This window comes from Flavobacterium sp. JP2137, assembly GCF_050562195.1.
Classification (GTDB): Bacteria; Bacteroidota; Bacteroidia; order Flavobacteriales; family Flavobacteriaceae; genus Flavobacterium.
In genome coordinates this window covers 2,514,309-2,530,761 of sequence record NZ_CP191647.1, presented here as the reverse complement: position 1 = coordinate 2,530,761, position 16,453 = coordinate 2,514,309, and the positions used below count along the sequence as shown (strand labels likewise).

Here is a 16,453-nt window from a genome sequence, read left to right as displayed (position 1 = left end):
TTTACACAGTATATAAATATTATCACAAATTATCCTTACATTTATCGCCCTTAAAAAACATAAAAAAACCGATCCCCATGCGTTGCTTATTGACAAAATTTAAAATCTAACTTTACTAACGACGACAGTTAGAACAGCTTGTCAACAGCTTGTTTTAAAAAAAATTAAACGTTAATCACATGCTTTTACAGCATATTTAAACACCCATTTCTATGAAAAAATGATTGGTTTACTGGGCCTATTAGTGCTCACAAACGGCGTATTCTCGTCTTGCAGTAGCGACGACAGCAGCCCAAAAGTAGAAGAAGAACAACAGACCGAAATCGCGATTAAAAACGCTAAAGGAACCTATCTAGGAACCGAAGCCGCTAAGGGGAAATTCGCCATTCAACTAAAATCCGACGACACGGATTTTGAACTTAGCTTGATTTCCGATCTAATCGCCGATAAAGACCTGCTGGAAGCAGAATTAAAATCGACCAAATACAGCGTTTCCGAATCTGGTGATTTGTACACTATCGCCAACACTAGCTATTTGAAAAAAGGCGATGCCCAACTAAAAATCACCAAAGGAGATCTCGATGTATCACAAACCGACGGTAAATACAGCATTAAAGGTCTTTTGACCGATGAACAAAACATCGTTTACCAAATCAACTATAACGGATTAATCGATATCGAACCGATTTACGAAACGGTATACGAAATCCAAAACGGCTGGTTCTGGGGTGATGATATGTATGACTACCCCAACGTAGGTGAATATATGTCGTTTTTTACTCAAGGTGATTACGACAAATACGGCGAATTGAAAGAAGATGGTGATGGATACCACATCCTATTGTCTTTCTTTGATGTTATGGCTCCCAAACAATGGGAAGGAAACATCAAAATTCCCAACAAAATGTACCGCGCTTCAACCAAAAATGAAATCGGAACTTTTCACGTAGGCTCAAAAGAAGAAATCGAAAGCGGTGCTCCAACTTTTAGTTTTGCCAAATACCTTCACAACAATACCAAAGAAGGTGTAAAACAAGAAATGTTTATCATGGATGGTGCTATACTAACCATGGACAACGAAAAAGGACAAGAGGTTCGCTTTAACTTAGAACTACAAGACGGCTCTAGACACCTGGGCAAATACGTGGGTAAAGTAAGACAAGGAGACGAATACACCATCTCGACTTTGAAATCCGATAAAACAGTAGGCACTTTGGACTACGGTTATTTGGAATACAAAGGAAAATCTCCCGTAGCCGGTAAAGAAAACAACCGCTGGGAAGTGTATTTATTCAACGAAAACCTAACCACTATGCCCGAGTATTACTGGTATACTGAAGGTAGCGGTGAATATATGCGCCTGAGCATCTACACAGCACTCGATGCCACTACAGATATTCCTGTAGGCGTTTATCCTATAGGCGAAGAGAAAGTGGGTACCGCAAGCACCGGTGGTGGTACAGAAGTTGGATTGGATTTTGGTACTTGGTATTACCAATTGCAAAACGACGATTTTATCCATGCCGCCCCTACCCGCTCTGGTACAGTAACCGTTGCTAAAGTAGGCGACAATTACAGCATCAAAGTCAATGTGGTCGACGATAGAGAGAATAAAATCACCGCTACCTATAACGGTGCACTTAGCTTTCAAAACGGCGAACGCAGAAATGCTGCCAAAAAACCTAACACAGCAACCAAAAACAAATGGACCAGCGGTAAAGGAAAAATCTATAGCAAAGCCAAAAACAACAAACTCAACAAATAAATCGCACCTCTTAGTGCCGATGGATTGGAGGACGCCTTTTGGGCGTCCTCCTCTTTTTATAAGATACCCCAATCACCTCTCCATACCCCTGATCGACTTATTAAATCGCGAAACCGCATTTAAAACACGCCAATCGTATATAGCAATCCAAAAAAACCTTAATTTTATACCATAAACAAACGCACCAAAAACATGAAAAAATTCCTAATCACCACCGCAATACTCGCCTTATTATCCACCGTATTTAGCTGTAAAAAAGAAAATACCTCCACCAATACCTCTGTCGATACCTCCGTTCAAATAGATACCCTCAAAGCAAAAAAAGAAGTGGAAGCTGAAAAAGAAAAACTGTCCAAACCCTACAACGAACAAGAAGATGCGCAAGCCAAACTCGACGAACTCATCGCAACTGCAAAAGCCTCAGGAAAAAATGTCTTCGTTCAAGCCGGTGGAAACTGGTGTATATGGTGTCTGCGCTTTAACGACTTCATTCAAAATAACCCCGAACTCAAAGCCGTAGTCGATGCCAACTACCTATACTATCACTTGAATTACTCCACCAAACACAAAAATAAAGCCGTTTTTGACCGCTATGTACCCAACGCCAAAGATTTGGGATATCCCTTCTTCTTCGTAATCAACGGCCAAGGTGAAGTGATCAATACCATAGCTTCCGGCGATTTAGAAGCTGGTAAAAGCTACGATTTCCAAAAGGTAAAACAACTGTTTTTAGACCATGCCCCCAAAAAATAATTTATAATTGATGGTACGGCACGCGAGAGGACTAGAAGGCACGCGAGGGGACTCGCGAGCCAAAGTAATTTAGTAAATAGTACTATAGCAATGGCACATGGCACGCGAGAGGACTTGCGAGCCAACGAAATTTAGTAAATAGTACTATAGCAATGGCCCGATTTCAACTATATGATTCATATACCACAACATCGGCAATTAGTCCCTTTTGTCCTGCATAGTCTATAGCACTACTATATACATAATCCTCCGCTCTGTAAACCAAGCCTGCTTTTACTGGATTGTTGTGAATATAACGTATTTTTTGCTTGATAATTCGATTACTCCATAATTCGAAAGGCTGATTATCATGTCTCCAAAACTGATATCCCACAACATTGGAAGACCGCTCCGCTTCCCTTTTAAAAAAATCTAACAAAAATTCCCTCCTGCTCTCTCTGTAATTCTCCTTAATCGCCTTTACAATAGATTTACTAGTGAAACGCTTTATATCTCCAATTAACAATTCGGGAGGCTGTCCTTTTACACTTCTAAAAATCAAATGAACATGGTTTGTCATGATACACCATGCGTGTAATTCTAATCCCTTTTCGCGCTGGCAATACACTAAACTCGCGATAAACAAATTCCTATACACATTCCGAGTGAAAACATCTAGCCAACCCACTACAGCAAAACTTACAAAGTATAACCCTTCGGGATTATAAAATTTATATTTTCTACTCATTTTAATGGTTTTATTCGTTTGAATAAAAATAAGAAAAACAGTAAAAAACCTTTTATAAATACAAAAACTTGAATGGACGGAATAGACTAGAAGGCACGCGAGGGGACTAAAAGGCACGCGAGGGGACTCGCGAGCCAACAGGACTAGAAGGCACGCGAGAGGACTCGCGAGCCAACGAAAGACTAAAAGGCACGCGAGAGGACTAAAAGGCACGCGAGGGGACTCGCGAGCCAACCAAGAAATTTAGTAAAAAGTACTATAGCAATGGTACATGACACGCGAGAGGACTAGAAGGCACGCGAGGGGACTCGCGAGCCAACCAATTTAGTAAAAGTACTATAGCAATGGCACATGGCACGCGAGAGGACTCGCGAGCCAACGTAATTTAGTAAAAACTTTAGCAATAGCCTATAGCGAACTGTTAGAACCGTATTTACGCAGAAATAGGGCTTCATCCAGTACTTCGTCAATCGTCTCTACGGGAATATCAATATTGGGGTCGATGCGAAGGATCTTCATTCGCAAACGACTCCCCCCTTCCAACAACGGGTGCTTAAGCAACTGTCCGTCGACAAAAAGGATATACGGCTCCCCCTTTTTTTGTCAAACCACAGATAACAAAGCGGTTTTTTTACATAGCTAAAACACGGCATCCCGTACTTTTTCGACTCCGAGAGATAAGCATCCCTGGTGAGAATAATTTCGCGCAAAGCCAACAAACAACTCTTTAGCGGCTCTGCTTGATTGAGGTAAAAATTCTGACTTCCTTTAGTCATAATACACGTTATTATGTCGGCATAAAAACAGTGCTATATGGGTTTAAATATAATAAAAACCCGTTTAACTCAAAAAAAATGTTCAAAAAAATAAAAGGTGCTCCAAAAGGTTTTACGGCTATAAGCAATCCCCATCAAACGTTTAAAAATCGACTGGGTGGACTGCCAAAACGCTTTTTGAAAGCCGCAGAGAAATGGTTGTAGTGGCTGTATCCCACCTGAGCGGCTAGCGAGGCAATCGTCAGACTGTTGTCGGTAGTAGTAGTCAATAAACGGTAGGCTTCATCCATACGGGTTTGTACCAGAAATTCGTGTATACTCCTTCCAAAGAGCTGCTTAAATCCCGCTTGCAGCTTGGTGCGATTCATCGCCGCCAACGCTACCAGCTCCTCTAAGGGGTGGTGGTTGGAAAAGTTTTTCGTCAGCTGCTCCCTGAGAAAGTGGAGTCGCTCGCGATCTTTCGCCGTTAATACCAAGCGCTTAACCGCTCGCGGCTTTTGCTGCGCTTGATCGAGTTGAAGTCCGAGTAAAGTGAGCAGTTTGCCCTCGATAAACAGCCGCTTGACTTGGCCGCTATACGGACAGTGGTACATTTGCGCTATGGTTTGCCGCATAGGCGCACTTATACGGTGACTCCTTCCCCCCAATAACGCCGGTTGGCCGTCGGCCATGGCTTGTAAAAAACGGGCCGCCGTTTGGGAATCCGCGCTTAGATGTTGTTCGAGCCAACCCCGCCCTACTTCGATCTCCAAACTGCGGGCACTCTGGCAAATCGGATCTCGTAAGCGTCCGTCGAGTTCGGGCATATAAAAAAACGAAAACGCGCCCGTCTGGGTCTCAATCGCCTTTCCACTCTCGCTATTCGGATGGTAGTAGGCCGAGCCTCCCGAAATCTCAAAGTGCATTTGAAGGTAAGAACCGTTGGCGCTAACCGCGGTTTCTATCGCTTCGCTCTGGGTTCTCTCATAAAAACTCAGTCGAACTCCTGGCAGCTGCAACTGCTCGGACCGCTGGAAAAAACCGGCTTCCGCAATCACATCCTGCGTTTCTAACAACTGCACCCCCTCGGGAAGTGCATAGTCTGCCGATTGTTGCATCACCCGACTCAACGGTCGGTATCGCTCGTTTTGCATTTCTATCTTCATCGCGTCTCCTTTAAAAAATCTCCCTACTGCCCATGCTGTTGCTGTATTCGTATATATTGCTGCACATTGCCTATACAAAGATAGCTAACTTTGTTTTATTATTTAAATTCAATCCAAATAAGAGTGTTTTAACTGTCGGATGTATACCGATGGCCGACGCCTTTAAACGCGGAAAACTAAAGATGAAGAAGATGAAAATAGACAAGATTAACCCGGCCGCAGCCGCAGCCGATTTAAAAGATTTTTGGACCCTTAAATCACTGGGACAAATCAACGATCACGCCGTACAATTGATCAAAATGCAAGGGGAATACGAATGGCATACCCACGAAAAAGAAGACAAACTTTTTTTTGTAGTCGACGGCATATTGCAATTGCAATTCCGAGACCACACCTTGCAACTCTACCCGAACGAATGCATCATCGTGCCCAAAGGCGTGGAAAACAAACCGAGTGCCAAAGATCAAGCCACCTTGATGATCTTTGAACCTCAGCGCTAAAAAAAGCTGCACTGAATGAAAATGCGCCATTTTCCAACTCTTTTCTCAAAGGATGGGAAATGGCTTCCACCAAATTGTGCGACAATACGCGACGCGAGCAAGCAGCCCTACCCAAGCATACCGAACTACCCACAAAAAATAGTCCCCGCATAGCTGCCGTCGCGACTGCCGTTTGGTCCTTAAACGGTCTTGTACAAATACCGTACAAACTGCATACAAACAATCTTAGAGAATAGCACACAAACACTGGGGTTTTGTTAAAAAAGTACAAAAGCTGTACAAATACCGTACAAACAAAATTATTTTATCAAACAAAATTGTATCTTGGTTTTGCATTTACAGCCCTTGTGCACCGTATAAAGGGCGGTGGAATCCATCGGGCGAGGTGGAACAGCGGCTCTAGGGCGGGCTGTGAAACAACCGATCGGCTGGGTATATTTAGGCATCAAATAAAAGGGATAATATGGAAACCACTGCTTTCTTCTTTGGCGATTCGGACTACCGTTTTCTACTGCTAGTGGCGCTGCGCACCTTTGTCATGTTTTTGATTATACTGCTCTTTTTGCGCTTACTGGGCAAACGCGGGGTTAAGCAATTGTCGGTATTTGAATTGGTCGTTATTTTGGGATTGGGTTCTGCAGCTGGAGATCCGATGCTTTACAAGGAAATCGGCATTGTCAATGCCTTGATTACCTTTTCGGTGATCGTGCTGTGCTATAAGTTATTTACCCTGCTCCTCTTTAAGTATAGCGCCATCGAGAACTTCTTTGAGGGCCGTCCCGTTTACATCATCAGACAAGGCACTTTTGCCCTTGCGGATTTTAAAAAGGAAACCCTGAGCAAGGATGAGTTTTTTATGGAATTGCGACTGCAGGGCGTCTATCATTTAGGGCAGGTGGAATATGCCATACTGGAGATTTCCGGAGCGGTTAGCGTTTATTTTTTCGAGTCGGACCAAGTGCAGTACGGCCTTCCGATATTGCCGCACTACCTCGACCAAATGGCGGTTTCCCTAAAAAGAGATACGCATTACTCCTGCCTCTATTGCGGAGAAACTCAAATCGCTACGCAGGAGCTGCCGCCACCCTGTCCGCGTTGTCAAAGGATTCTGTGGATACCGTCGAGCAAACGGCTGTAATCGCAGGAACTCGCAGAGAGTTTTCAAAGGATTTTTTGAGGCTTGTTTGAAGGTTGTTTGAAGGTTGTTTGAGGTCCATAATACCTTGGTCGCACCCACACCCTTGCGGTTTGTGGTTAGTCCGGCGTTTTTTAATATCTTTGAACCCGCGAAGAGCAGGCCACACGGTAGCGATTACCCAGAGAATCATGAAGTCAAAAAAGCAAGTCATCCAAGTACAGCAACACGATAAAAACGTTCCCATCGAATTTTTTAGAATTGAGCAATGCCTGGAGCTGTTTGATTTTCGTCACCACTATCAATACGATTTTTACCAGATTTTTTGGTTTACCCAAACGGGGAATCAGCAGCAGGAAATCGACTTTGTCGCGCATCCGATTGCGGCTCATCAAATTTGGATCATCTACCCCGGACAGGTACATCACTTCGATCCCGAGTCGATTTGCGGTTATTATCTCGCGATCGACAAGGATTACTTTCACCGCATTTTATTTCGCGAAGCCAAGCAACAGGCCTTTACGGAAAACGCGCCCTTAAAATTTGAGGTTGGCGCGGACAAACGCGGGCTATTTGAACACCTGACCTTATTGATTGAACTGGAGTTTAGCGGTTTGCAACGCGCCGATGTCTTGGAGCGCTACTTGCAGCTCTACCTGCTTCACCTACAAGATTTACCGCTGTTGCAACAGCGCCATGTTACCATAGATGCGCGTATTCACAAGTTGTTGGAGCTGGTAGAACGGCATTATATAAGCGAGCGAAAAAACGAATTTTATGCGGATAAGGTGGCTTTATCCGTCAAGCGCATGAACGAAATCCTGCTGCGTTCAATCGGCAAAAGCCTCAAACAACAGCTGCAAGACCGCTTGCTCTTGGAGGCGAAAAGACTGGTGGGTTACAGCACGGACAACATACAGCATATCTCTCACGCCCTGGGATTTTCAGAGGTGTCGTATTTCAATCGATTTTTTAAAAAACTCACACTGCAAACGCCTTTACACTTTAGAGAACAGGTGAAGAAAGTCCAAGGATAAGTCTTTTTTGCATAAGGTGTGGGCTTGAATCTCGGGATACCTTTGTGCTCTAAAACAAAAAACATGGGACGATTAAAAAAAAACCAACTTGTCGTAGTGCTGATTCTAGCGCTATTATCCGCTTTAGAACCCTTTAGCATCGATTTGTATTTGCCGGGCTTCTTAAAGATTGCCCAATACTACTACACCGATTTAAAGGCGGTACAGTTTTCGATTTCGACTTTTTTGGCGGGATTTGCCGTTGGCCAATTGTTTTGGGGTACCATCTCCGACCGCTACGGTCGAAAATGGCCCACCATACTCTCCTTGCTGTTGTTTATCGCCGCGACCATGGCCTGTATTTATGCCGCCAATATCGAGCAATTTTGGATTGCGCGTTTCTTCCAAGCCTTTGCCGGTTGTGCCGGGGTGGTTATTGCCCGCGCGGTGGTCAACGAATACTTTGACCAAGCCGATACCATGCAAATATTTTCCCTACTCGCCATTATAGCGGGTGTGGCTCCGATTATAGGACCGGTTGCTGGGAATTTCTTGGTCAGTCATTTCAACTGGCAGTCGACCTTTGTCACCCTGTTGGTCTTGGGGGTAATCTGTTTGGTTGCCGTAGTGCTTTTTCTGCCGGAAACCAAGAGCAAGACCCTTACTAAACGCGGGAATCTACTGGGGGAATTCAAAATCATACTCCGCGATAAGACTTTTGTCAAATACACCTTAATCGGCAGTTTAACCTATAGCATCTTGATGATTTACCTGGCCAATGCCCCTTATTTGATTATGGAATACGGCGCGCTATCGTCCCAAAACTTCAGTTATATCTTTGCGGTGAACGCGATAGGTTTGGTACTGGGTGCCTGGTTTTCCAATTCGATTTTGTCGCGTTGGTGGACGGTGCGGCAAATCATCCGCGGCACCGTATTCGTCGGATTGGCGTTTAGCGTGGTTTTCCTAGCGCTGTGCATCGGCAAACAGCCAATTGAGGCGTTGTTGGTGCCGTTGTTCTTTGTGGTGTTGACCTTGGGCATCTTGTTTCCGACCACCACCAAATTGGCCTTGGAGCCCTTTCACGCCAATAGCGGTTCTGCATCGGCGCTCTTGGGTTCCCTGCAATTGCTCGTCACCTTTTTCCTATCGGCGCTCACCAATATCATTCCGGTAGACTTGTTGGTACTAACGGGTTTAGCCCTGTTTATTTGTCATCTGTTGTACGTGCTTTGCTTTTGGATCGCGGAGCCCACAAGCGAATCGACTTCGAATTGAGCAGGTCAAAAATCGGGTCGCAGTAGGGATTTGCTGCGACCCGTTTAGCGGGTGTTCTATTCGCCTTAAAGAAACACAGCCGGCACCGATAACGGCCGGTGAAAACCGCTAAAAAAAGTTGCAAAAAACCGGTGAAAAACGCCCCATTCGCTTGCGGTAAAAGCCTATTATCAGTATCTTGCCTTAGCCTAAAACGGGCGCAAACGCTCGTTGTCACTCCAAAAGCTGTGCTATAATGCTCCTAAAATTCTTTTTTACCTTTACCAAAATCGGTTTGTTTACCATAGGCGGCGGCTATGCCGTTATCCCGCTTATCGAGCGAGAAATCGTAGCAAAAGGCTGGTTGACCCTAGACGAATTCTACGAGATATTACCGATTACAGAATCCCTACCCGGGGTTTTCGCCACCAATCTCGCGGCTATGGTCGGTTATAAAATCAAAGGCTTGACCGGCGGTATAGTCGCGGCTTTGGGCACCGTGATTGCGCCGTTTTTAATCATCGTATTAATCGCTGTTTTTTTTAACCGCCTGTCCGATAACCCTTGGGTGGAAAAAGCTTTTAGAGCGATTCGCCCTGCGGCAGTAGCCCTGATTGTAGCGCCTTGTTACGCGGCCTATAAGGCCAATCGTTTGAATTGGAAAACCGCCTTAATCCCGCTAAGTGCGCTGTTGTTGATGTGGTACTTTGGACTGTCGCCGATATGGGTCATCATCTTGGGTGCTTTGGGGGGAATCAGTTATAACCTAGTGCGAGAAAAAACAAACTAAAACGGTATGGTCTTTATAAAACTAATATGGGCATTCTTAAAGATAGGTTGTTTTGGCTTTGGTGGCGGTTATGCGATGTTGTCGCTTATACGCGATGAAGTTGTGGTTCAAAACAATTGGATGACGAATCAGGAATTTGTCGATTTGGTCGCTATTTCTCAAACCACCCCCGGGCCGATCGGCATCAATAGCGCCACCTATAGTGGCTATAAGGCGCTGGAAAACTTGGGTTATCATCCGGGGATTTGCGTATTGGGTGCCGTGTTGGCTACGCTGGCGATTTGCCTGCCTTCTTTTGTGTTGATCCTATTTATCTCCTATTATTTCTTGCGCTTTAAGTCCAACCGCTATTTCTCCTTTGCGCTGGCGGGAATACGTCCGCTGAGCGTTGCCCTGATCGCGATGGCCGCGCTTTCGCTGATGAATACAGAAAACTTCAGCGATTACGGCAGCGGACTGATCTTTTGCGCTGCGCTGCTCTTGTCGATCAAATACCGCTGGCACCCCATACTCCTCCTCGCGCTCGCCGCAGCTGTGGGCTTGGTGGTGTATTAGGTGGCACTCCTTTCGAGTTCCCTCAATATGCGATGGGCTATCGGGGACTGTTTCCCCAACAGCGGTGAATCCATGTGCTACCGACTGCTTTATTGGAACGATTTCCCCAGTGAACCCGACAGCGGAGCCCTTTAAAACGGTTTATTTTTAAACAGGGGTTCCCCCGCAACAATGCGGCACGTTAATTGACTATACCAAAGAAAAACCAACCTATGAATCACATCAAAATCTCCCTATTGAGCTTAGGCGCCATTTTGGCCCTAACGGCTTGTAAGAAAAACCCAGAGGAAACCAGCCCTGTCGTGGTGGAGCCTACTGAGATTACTACCGAAGCAACGGAGGCAACCCCCGTAGCATTCGAACCGCAAAGCGTCAACGACGAACTCGCCTTAAAGATTCAAGCCTATTTAAACGGTTCTTTTTTAAAGCCCGCCGATTTGCAAGCGATCACCGCCGAGGAAAAGACCTTTCAACTCCACACCATCGATTTGAATAACGACGGTAAGCAAGAGGTTTTTGTGTATTTGAATTCGCCTTATTTCTGCGGTTCAGGCGGTTGTACGGTTTTATTGCTCAGCGATGCGTTACAGCTGATTACCCGCTTTACCGTTACACGTCCTCCGCTATTTGCAGAGTCCACCGAGAAAAACGGCTGGAAGGTTTTATCGGTTCAATCGGGTGGTGAATGGAAGGAATTGACTTTTGACAAAGGCAGCTATCCCTCCAATCCGTCACTTGCGGCAAAAGCTACTTATGAAGCAGCTACTTCAACGGCCAAAGCTATCTTTAGCCCCTCGAGTACTGCCAAGACGTATACGTTTTAATCCCAACCGGAAATTCCCTTTTAAAAGAACCCACATCGGGTTCTTTTTTTATTTAATCCAGCGCTTGAGGCTTATTCCACTAGGGTATTATTCATCAGCTGAAGTTGCTTAAACGCTTGTTTTTCCCCTTCGTTGATGTCTTCTTTTTTACGGTGCTTAAATTCGATATAAATCGCCTCGAATTGCTCATAAGTCCAGTACTCTTCCAGAATCACAAATTTTTGATCGAGGGCTTGGTGTATTAAATCGATTTGAAAACCCATAAAAAAGGATTGGTAATCGCGAAGTTCGAACAATTCCAGCACCGTGTCTTTTAAGGGTATAGTTGCCGTTTCCTCCCGATTCCCCCTGCGATAGCTCAGTTTGATTGTATGCGGATTGAACTCCAGTGAAATCACTTTGTTTTTGCGCCGTTTAAACAGGAAAAAAACCAGGGCTTGCAAGGCTAGTAGTAGCGTGAATATATAAAAAAAAGCCGCGTCTTCATAGGCCGTATCCCCTACAACAAGATAAACAAAGACAATCAACGCCAGTAAAAAGCTGCCTATTGGATAGCTGATTCCCTGTAAAAAAGCCATTTTATTTTTCGATTTTTCGCCGTCAAAACGACTGTTTTTTTCCCTATCCAACTGTGGCTATTTTATTTTTCGCGTATTCCCCTCTTGGTTTGCGCTCTGTTCAAATATAGCAAAACCGCAATTTGTTTTACACAAAAATCGCCTGTACTTCGCCTTAAATTCAAATGAGCTGTTGGCACTGGTTTTATCGGATGTGAGCGGGTAGATTTAGACGGAAAACACCAAACGGCTCTTTAAATCTATCGAGCGCTGCCAAACCTGCTGCACGGCAGACATGGGGTAGACGGTGGTGTCTATTTTTAAACGGCCTTGGGCCGCTAGTTCAAAGGCTTCGGGCAATAGGGAATCGAAAAAGCGCGCTACTTCACGGGCGTTCCAGCTCCCCAGTCCGGAGCCGACTAATTCGATATCCGTGCCCCTTAAAACAGCGGACGACAATTCCATCACATCTCCCGACATGGCTCCTACATTGACAAACTTGGTTCGATGTGTGTACTGCCCTTGTCCCTTTAGCGCTTGTAAAATCGACTTGGCGCTGTCGCCCCACAGGTAATCGACTACCACGTCTATCGGATTTAAGGAGTCGATGGATTTGATTTGATCGATGAGTGCAGCTTCCGATTGGTTTAAGGACAGCAATTCGTCTGCCCCCAAATCGCGCAGCTGTTCTAATACCGCAGCATTTCTACCGGTAACCGTTACCCTGGAAGCGCCGTAGTGCTTGGCCATTTGGATGGCTACTTTTCCGGTAATTCCCGTGGCGCCATTAATGAGCAGGTGTTGGCCGGCTTTGAATTGGCCGCGCTCCATCAGGGCGATTACCGACCCCATCAAGGCATTGGGCAAGGCAGCGGCCGTGGCATCGCTTAGTCCCTCGGGAATCACAACCAGGCTGCTCTTTTTGACCAAGGCGCGCTCGGCCAGCATCCCGCGCACGCCAAAGCCGTATACTCGGGTTTGGTCGTCCAATAGTCCCACGCCGTCTGTTCCGATGATTTGGGGGCTAAAAACCGCTGTTTGGGCGGAATAATGCTTGCCACTGGCTATGGCTCGGTCTAAGTTTTTTATGGAAACCGCCTTGACGTGTATCAAAACTTCTTCTGGATTTGAACTGTGAGGGATTTCCAAGTGATCGACGTAAACGGGATCACTTCCTTTGCTCATTACGGCTACTGCTTTCATAGTATCTGATTTTAAGAGATAAAAGTATCAAAACCAGCCTGTATAAACGATAACATTTGTTATCAAATCCGGTTATTTTTTAGCCCATTTGCCCTTAATTCTGCTCAGGTGAACACTGGAAATTCCGAGGTAGGAAGCGATGTAATGCTGAGCGATTCGCCGAATGAGTTCGGGTCGTTCTTCGAGCAGTTTGACATAGCGTTGTTCGGGGGTCAATTGGATAAAGGACAGGCTGTGCTGCATATAATCAAAGGTTCGATCAAAAATAGCATCGATAAACAAATTTCTAAATTCGCGTTGCTCCAAAACCTCTTCGATCAAGATTTGTACAGCGTTTTTATCGGCGACCCATACCACGCAGGGCTCTATGGTTTCTATGGTCAGCGCACTGGGTTTGCCCTTCCAAAAGCTTTCCATGGAAGCGACTAAGCTCCCCTCCATAAAAAACTGAAAGGTGACCTCTTGACCCTGGTGGTTGATCCAAGCGCGTATACAGCCCTTCTGAATCCAATAAATCGCCTCGGCCATTTGTCCTTGCTCGAGTAAAACCGTTTTTGGGGGCAGGGTTTTTTCGGTAAAAAAAGATTGGTATTTCTCGATCCATACTGGGTCGACTACCGCCTTTAAATCGATTCTTTCAAACATAGTTATTCCAAAAATAGGATCATCGCTTAGTTGCTCGCTGACCACAGGCTAATTTACGATTTATTTCGAATTTGGGGCTGGGTATCTCCTCGCATTTCGCGTATGAATGGCTCGTAAAAATCACAAATTGTGGAATATTTTATGTAACTTTACTAGAGTCATGCTCTTGAATTCAAAAGAGATAGCCCATTTATTATACACTTAAAACTGAACAGATGAAAAATTACAAAGTAGCCGTTTTGGTAGGAAGTCTTCGCAAGGAGTCGTATAATCTTAAATTGGCCAAGTCCTTAATCCTACTTGCGCCAAAATCCTTAGAATTGGAGCTTATTCCAATTGGAGCTTTACCGTTTTACAACGAAGATGCCGAAGCCACGCCTCCGGAGTCATGGACGGCTTTTCGCAAGCAACTTTCTCAGGCAGATGCCGTTTTGTTTTTAACACCGGAGTACAACCGTTCGGTGCCGGCGGTATTAAAGAATGCGATTGACGTGGGGTCACGTCCCTATGGCAAAAGCGTTTGGAGCGGAAAACCCGGTGGTGTTATCAGTGCTTCTATCGGTGGTATTAGCGGTTTTGGCGCCAATCACCACCTGCGCCAATCCCTGGTCTTTGTCAATGTGCCCACTATGGCACAACCCGAGGCTTATATCGGCGGAGTGGCGGAGTTATTTGACGCTAAAGGCAAGCTGATCAACGAATCGACTCAGGGCTTTTTGAGCAAGTGGTTGCTGGCCTTTGAAAAATGGGTAGCGACCAATGCCGTGGCTTAAAGGCGCGCTTTTAATGCCGAGATATCCTTTCTAATTTCCCTTAACATCCCCGCCATCGTGTCTTCAGGGGTACGATCGGGGACAAATTCCCTAGTGGCAATACTGCAGGTATATTCCCATACCTCTAGTATATCAGAGGCCTTGACTTCATAGGCCGGATAAAAATCGTTGTCCGATTCCAGTACCAAGGTATTCTTTTTGTTTTTATTGAGTCGCTTGTAGACCATGCCCTCGCTTTTGGTGATCAGTATATAGGTTTTGCCGTCTAAGACATCGCCCAGGCTTTCGACATAGCGTCCGATGATGATGGAGCCGTCTTCATGCGGCGGCATGGAGTCTCCTTCTACGGGAAACCCGCGGTGTTTTCCCGGACCCAAAAAGGGCAGGGAAATCTGCTGAAGGTTTTCGATGTATTCCGGATCGGAATAGCCGTTCAAATATCCCGCTTTTACCTTTTGAGTCACCACTTCGATAAAGTTGTCTCCCTCCCGATCTACGGTGATGGGCAGCAGCATCCGATTGCCTTCGAGCTGCAACAAGTCGTCCAAAGGAATTTTACGAATATCCACAGACAGCAATAAATCTATGCTAATATGATAATACTGTGCGATTTTTTTTAATATCTCATAAGGAGCCTCAGAGGTACCATCTTCGTATTTGACATAGCGTCCGCGTGTAATTAAAAGGCTTTGGGCAATTTTTTCTTGAGAGACCTTCTTCTTAATCCGCAGGTTTCTGATGTTATCGGAAAATAAGGACATAGCAATATTGTTACAATTTATAACAGCAAATATAATCAATATTGTTACAGACTGTACTAATTTTGTTGATTATAAAATGCAATGATTATGGAAAGAGCTATAGTACATTTGGATTTAGACAGTTTTTTTGTGTCTTGTGAGCGCTTGAACCATTCCGAATTAAACGGGATTCCGCTGATTATTGGTGGTGGTGACCGCGGTGTGGTGGCTTCGTGTTCTTATGAGGCGCGCAGCTTTGGGGTTCGTTCTGCCATGCCTATTAAAATGGCGTTGCGCCTTTGTCCTCAGGCCAAAGTAGTCAAGGGCGATATGGAATTGTACTCCAAACTCTCTCATACCGTTACCGAGGTTATAGAAGCCAAGGCGCCGGTGATGGAAAAGGCGAGCATCGATGAATTCTATTTGGACATCAGCGGTATGGATAAGTTTTACGGCAGTTATAAATGGACCAACGAACTCGCACAAAGCGTGACTCGGGAAACAGGGCTACCGATAAGCTTTGCGCTATCGGTAAACAAAACCGTATCCAAAATTGCCACGGGCGAGGGAAAACCGTTGGGCAAGCTGCAGATCACCGAAAATATGGTACAGCCCTTTCTCAATCCCCTATCGATTCAAAAAATTCCCATGCTCGGTCCGGTGACCTTTCAGTTGCTGTCTCGAATCGGGATTCGCAACATACAAACCCTTTCAGAAATGCCGGCAGCGGTATTGCAGCAGATGATTGGCAAAAACGGTTTGGAGCTGTGGAAAAAAGCCAACGGTATAGACACCGCAGCGGTGGAACCCTATACCGAACGCAAGTCCATTTCGACGGAGCACACCTTTGATCAGGACACTATAGATATTCCGCTGTTAAAATCCCTGTTGATCGGCATGGTGGAAAAACTGGCCTTTCAATTGCGGTCCGAGGAATGGCTGTGTTCTACCGTGGTGGTTAAAATACGCTACGCCAATTTTGATACGGAAACCAAGCAATGCAAGATTGCCTATACCTCCGCCGATCACATATTGACCCAGCAGGTGAGTGATTTATTCGACAAGCTCTACCAACGCCGTATGCGCCTTCGCCTGATTGGCATTCGGTTTAGCGGTTTGGTTCGGGGCACCTATCAGATCGATTTATTCGAGGATACCGAAGAGCTGTTAGCGCTTTATCAGGCGATGGATAAGATGAAGAGTCGCTATGGTTTTGACGCGGTTATGCGTTGTGCGGGAGCCTCTTTTAAGCCCAATACGAAGTCCGAAATTTTAAAACGCAAATAAACTGC

18 protein-coding genes are annotated in these 16,453 nt (G+C 45.3%); 11 read left to right on the top strand and 7 right to left on the bottom strand.

The features are described from left to right. Nucleotides 1–220: 220 nt before the first annotated feature. Both ACQZ43_RS11115 and ACQZ43_RS11110 read left to right on the top strand, forming a co-directional pair. Nucleotides 221–1,765, top strand: coding sequence for a hypothetical protein (locus ACQZ43_RS11115; RefSeq protein ID WP_430612635.1), 1,545 nt, complete (start codon nt 221–223; stop codon nt 1,763–1,765). A 192-nt stretch (nt 1,766–1,957) separates the two neighbouring features. Further along, nucleotides 1,958–2,518, top strand: a complete 561-nt coding sequence (locus ACQZ43_RS11110) for a thioredoxin family protein (protein WP_430612633.1) — start codon at nt 1,958–1,960, stop codon at nt 2,516–2,518. A 163-nt stretch (nt 2,519–2,681) separates the two neighbouring features. Here ACQZ43_RS11110 and ACQZ43_RS11105 read toward each other — a convergent pair whose 3' ends face one another. From ACQZ43_RS11105 to ACQZ43_RS11095, 3 genes are all read right to left on the bottom strand, one after another. Then, complete coding sequence (locus ACQZ43_RS11105) at nt 2,682–3,245, bottom strand: REP-associated tyrosine transposase (RefSeq protein ID WP_430612631.1); 564 nt, start codon at nt 3,243–3,245, stop codon at nt 2,682–2,684. 408 nt (nt 3,246–3,653) lie between these two features. Then, the gene (locus ACQZ43_RS11100) at nt 3,654–3,788 is read right to left on the bottom strand and encodes a hypothetical protein (RefSeq protein ID WP_430612629.1); all 135 of its coding nucleotides are present in this window, start codon (nt 3,786–3,788) and stop codon (nt 3,654–3,656) included. A 367-nt stretch (nt 3,789–4,155) separates the two neighbouring features. Further along, nucleotides 4,156–5,166, bottom strand: coding sequence for a helix-turn-helix domain-containing protein (locus ACQZ43_RS11095; protein WP_430612627.1), 1,011 nt, complete (start codon nt 5,164–5,166; stop codon nt 4,156–4,158). Between the two features lie 32 nt (nt 5,167–5,198). On the opposite strand from ACQZ43_RS11095, the gene ACQZ43_RS11090 reads away from it, so the two are divergent. The 7 genes from ACQZ43_RS11090 (at nt 5,199) to ACQZ43_RS11060 (ending at nt 11,243) form a co-directional block, all read left to right on the top strand. Continuing rightward, nucleotides 5,199–5,666, top strand: coding sequence for a cupin domain-containing protein (locus ACQZ43_RS11090; protein WP_430612625.1), 468 nt, complete (start codon nt 5,199–5,201; stop codon nt 5,664–5,666). 463 nt (nt 5,667–6,129) lie between these two features. Beyond that, nucleotides 6,130–6,804 carry a DUF421 domain-containing protein gene (locus ACQZ43_RS11085; RefSeq protein WP_430612623.1) on the top strand — a complete coding sequence of 225 codons (675 nt, stop codon included), beginning with the start codon at nt 6,130–6,132 and terminating at the stop codon, nt 6,802–6,804. 188 nt (nt 6,805–6,992) lie between these two features. After that, nucleotides 6,993–7,838, top strand: coding sequence for a helix-turn-helix domain-containing protein (locus ACQZ43_RS11080; protein WP_430612621.1), 846 nt, complete (start codon nt 6,993–6,995; stop codon nt 7,836–7,838). Between the two features lie 63 nt (nt 7,839–7,901). Then, nucleotides 7,902–9,095 carry a multidrug effflux MFS transporter gene (locus ACQZ43_RS11075; protein ID WP_430612619.1) on the top strand — a complete coding sequence of 398 codons (1,194 nt, stop codon included), beginning with the start codon at nt 7,902–7,904 and terminating at the stop codon, nt 9,093–9,095. A 235-nt stretch (nt 9,096–9,330) separates the two neighbouring features. Beyond that, nucleotides 9,331–9,864 carry a chromate transporter gene (locus tag ACQZ43_RS11070; protein WP_430612617.1) on the top strand — a complete coding sequence of 178 codons (534 nt, stop codon included), beginning with the start codon at nt 9,331–9,333 and terminating at the stop codon, nt 9,862–9,864. Nucleotides 9,865–9,870: 6 nt separating this feature from the next. After that, a complete protein-coding gene (locus ACQZ43_RS11065; protein ID WP_430612615.1) occupies nt 9,871–10,419 on the top strand; it encodes a chromate transporter in 549 nt (182 codons plus the stop codon). Nucleotides 10,420–10,631: 212 nt separating this feature from the next. Next, on the top strand, nt 10,632–11,243 hold the full coding sequence (locus ACQZ43_RS11060) for a hypothetical protein (RefSeq protein WP_430612613.1): 612 nt from the start codon (nt 10,632–10,634) through the stop codon (nt 11,241–11,243). 71 nt (nt 11,244–11,314) lie between these two features. On the opposite strand, the gene ACQZ43_RS11055 is transcribed toward ACQZ43_RS11060, so the two are convergent. The 3 genes from ACQZ43_RS11055 to ACQZ43_RS11045 all read right to left on the bottom strand — a co-directional run bounded on the left by ACQZ43_RS11055 (nt 11,315) and on the right by ACQZ43_RS11045 (nt 13,648). Then, nucleotides 11,315–11,872 carry a hypothetical protein gene (locus ACQZ43_RS11055; protein WP_430612611.1) on the bottom strand — a complete coding sequence of 186 codons (558 nt, stop codon included), beginning with the start codon at nt 11,870–11,872 and terminating at the stop codon, nt 11,315–11,317. A gap of 156 nt (nt 11,873–12,028) precedes the next feature. Then, nucleotides 12,029–13,003 (bottom strand): quinone oxidoreductase family protein, encoded by a 975-nt coding sequence (locus ACQZ43_RS11050; RefSeq protein ID WP_430612609.1) that lies wholly within the window; start codon nt 13,001–13,003, stop codon nt 12,029–12,031. Nucleotides 13,004–13,075: 72 nt separating this feature from the next. After that, nucleotides 13,076–13,648, bottom strand: coding sequence for a Crp/Fnr family transcriptional regulator (locus ACQZ43_RS11045; RefSeq protein WP_430612607.1), 573 nt, complete (start codon nt 13,646–13,648; stop codon nt 13,076–13,078). A 215-nt stretch (nt 13,649–13,863) separates the two neighbouring features. On the opposite strand from ACQZ43_RS11045, the gene ACQZ43_RS11040 reads away from it, so the two are divergent. After that, the gene (locus tag ACQZ43_RS11040; RefSeq protein WP_430612605.1) at nt 13,864–14,421 is read left to right on the top strand and encodes an NADPH-dependent FMN reductase; all 558 of its coding nucleotides are present in this window, start codon (nt 13,864–13,866) and stop codon (nt 14,419–14,421) included. On the opposite strand, the gene ACQZ43_RS11035 is transcribed toward ACQZ43_RS11040, so the two are convergent. Further along, the gene (locus tag ACQZ43_RS11035) at nt 14,418–15,182 is read right to left on the bottom strand and encodes an XRE family transcriptional regulator (protein ID WP_430612603.1); all 765 of its coding nucleotides are present in this window, start codon (nt 15,180–15,182) and stop codon (nt 14,418–14,420) included. The genes ACQZ43_RS11040 and ACQZ43_RS11035 overlap by 4 nt on opposite strands. A gap of 87 nt (nt 15,183–15,269) precedes the next feature. On the opposite strand from ACQZ43_RS11035, the gene dinB reads away from it, so the two are divergent. Beyond that, entirely contained in the window at nt 15,270–16,448 is a 1,179-nt protein-coding gene (gene dinB, locus ACQZ43_RS11030) for a DNA polymerase IV (RefSeq protein WP_430612601.1), read from the top strand. Nucleotides 16,449–16,453 lie beyond the last annotated feature (5 nt).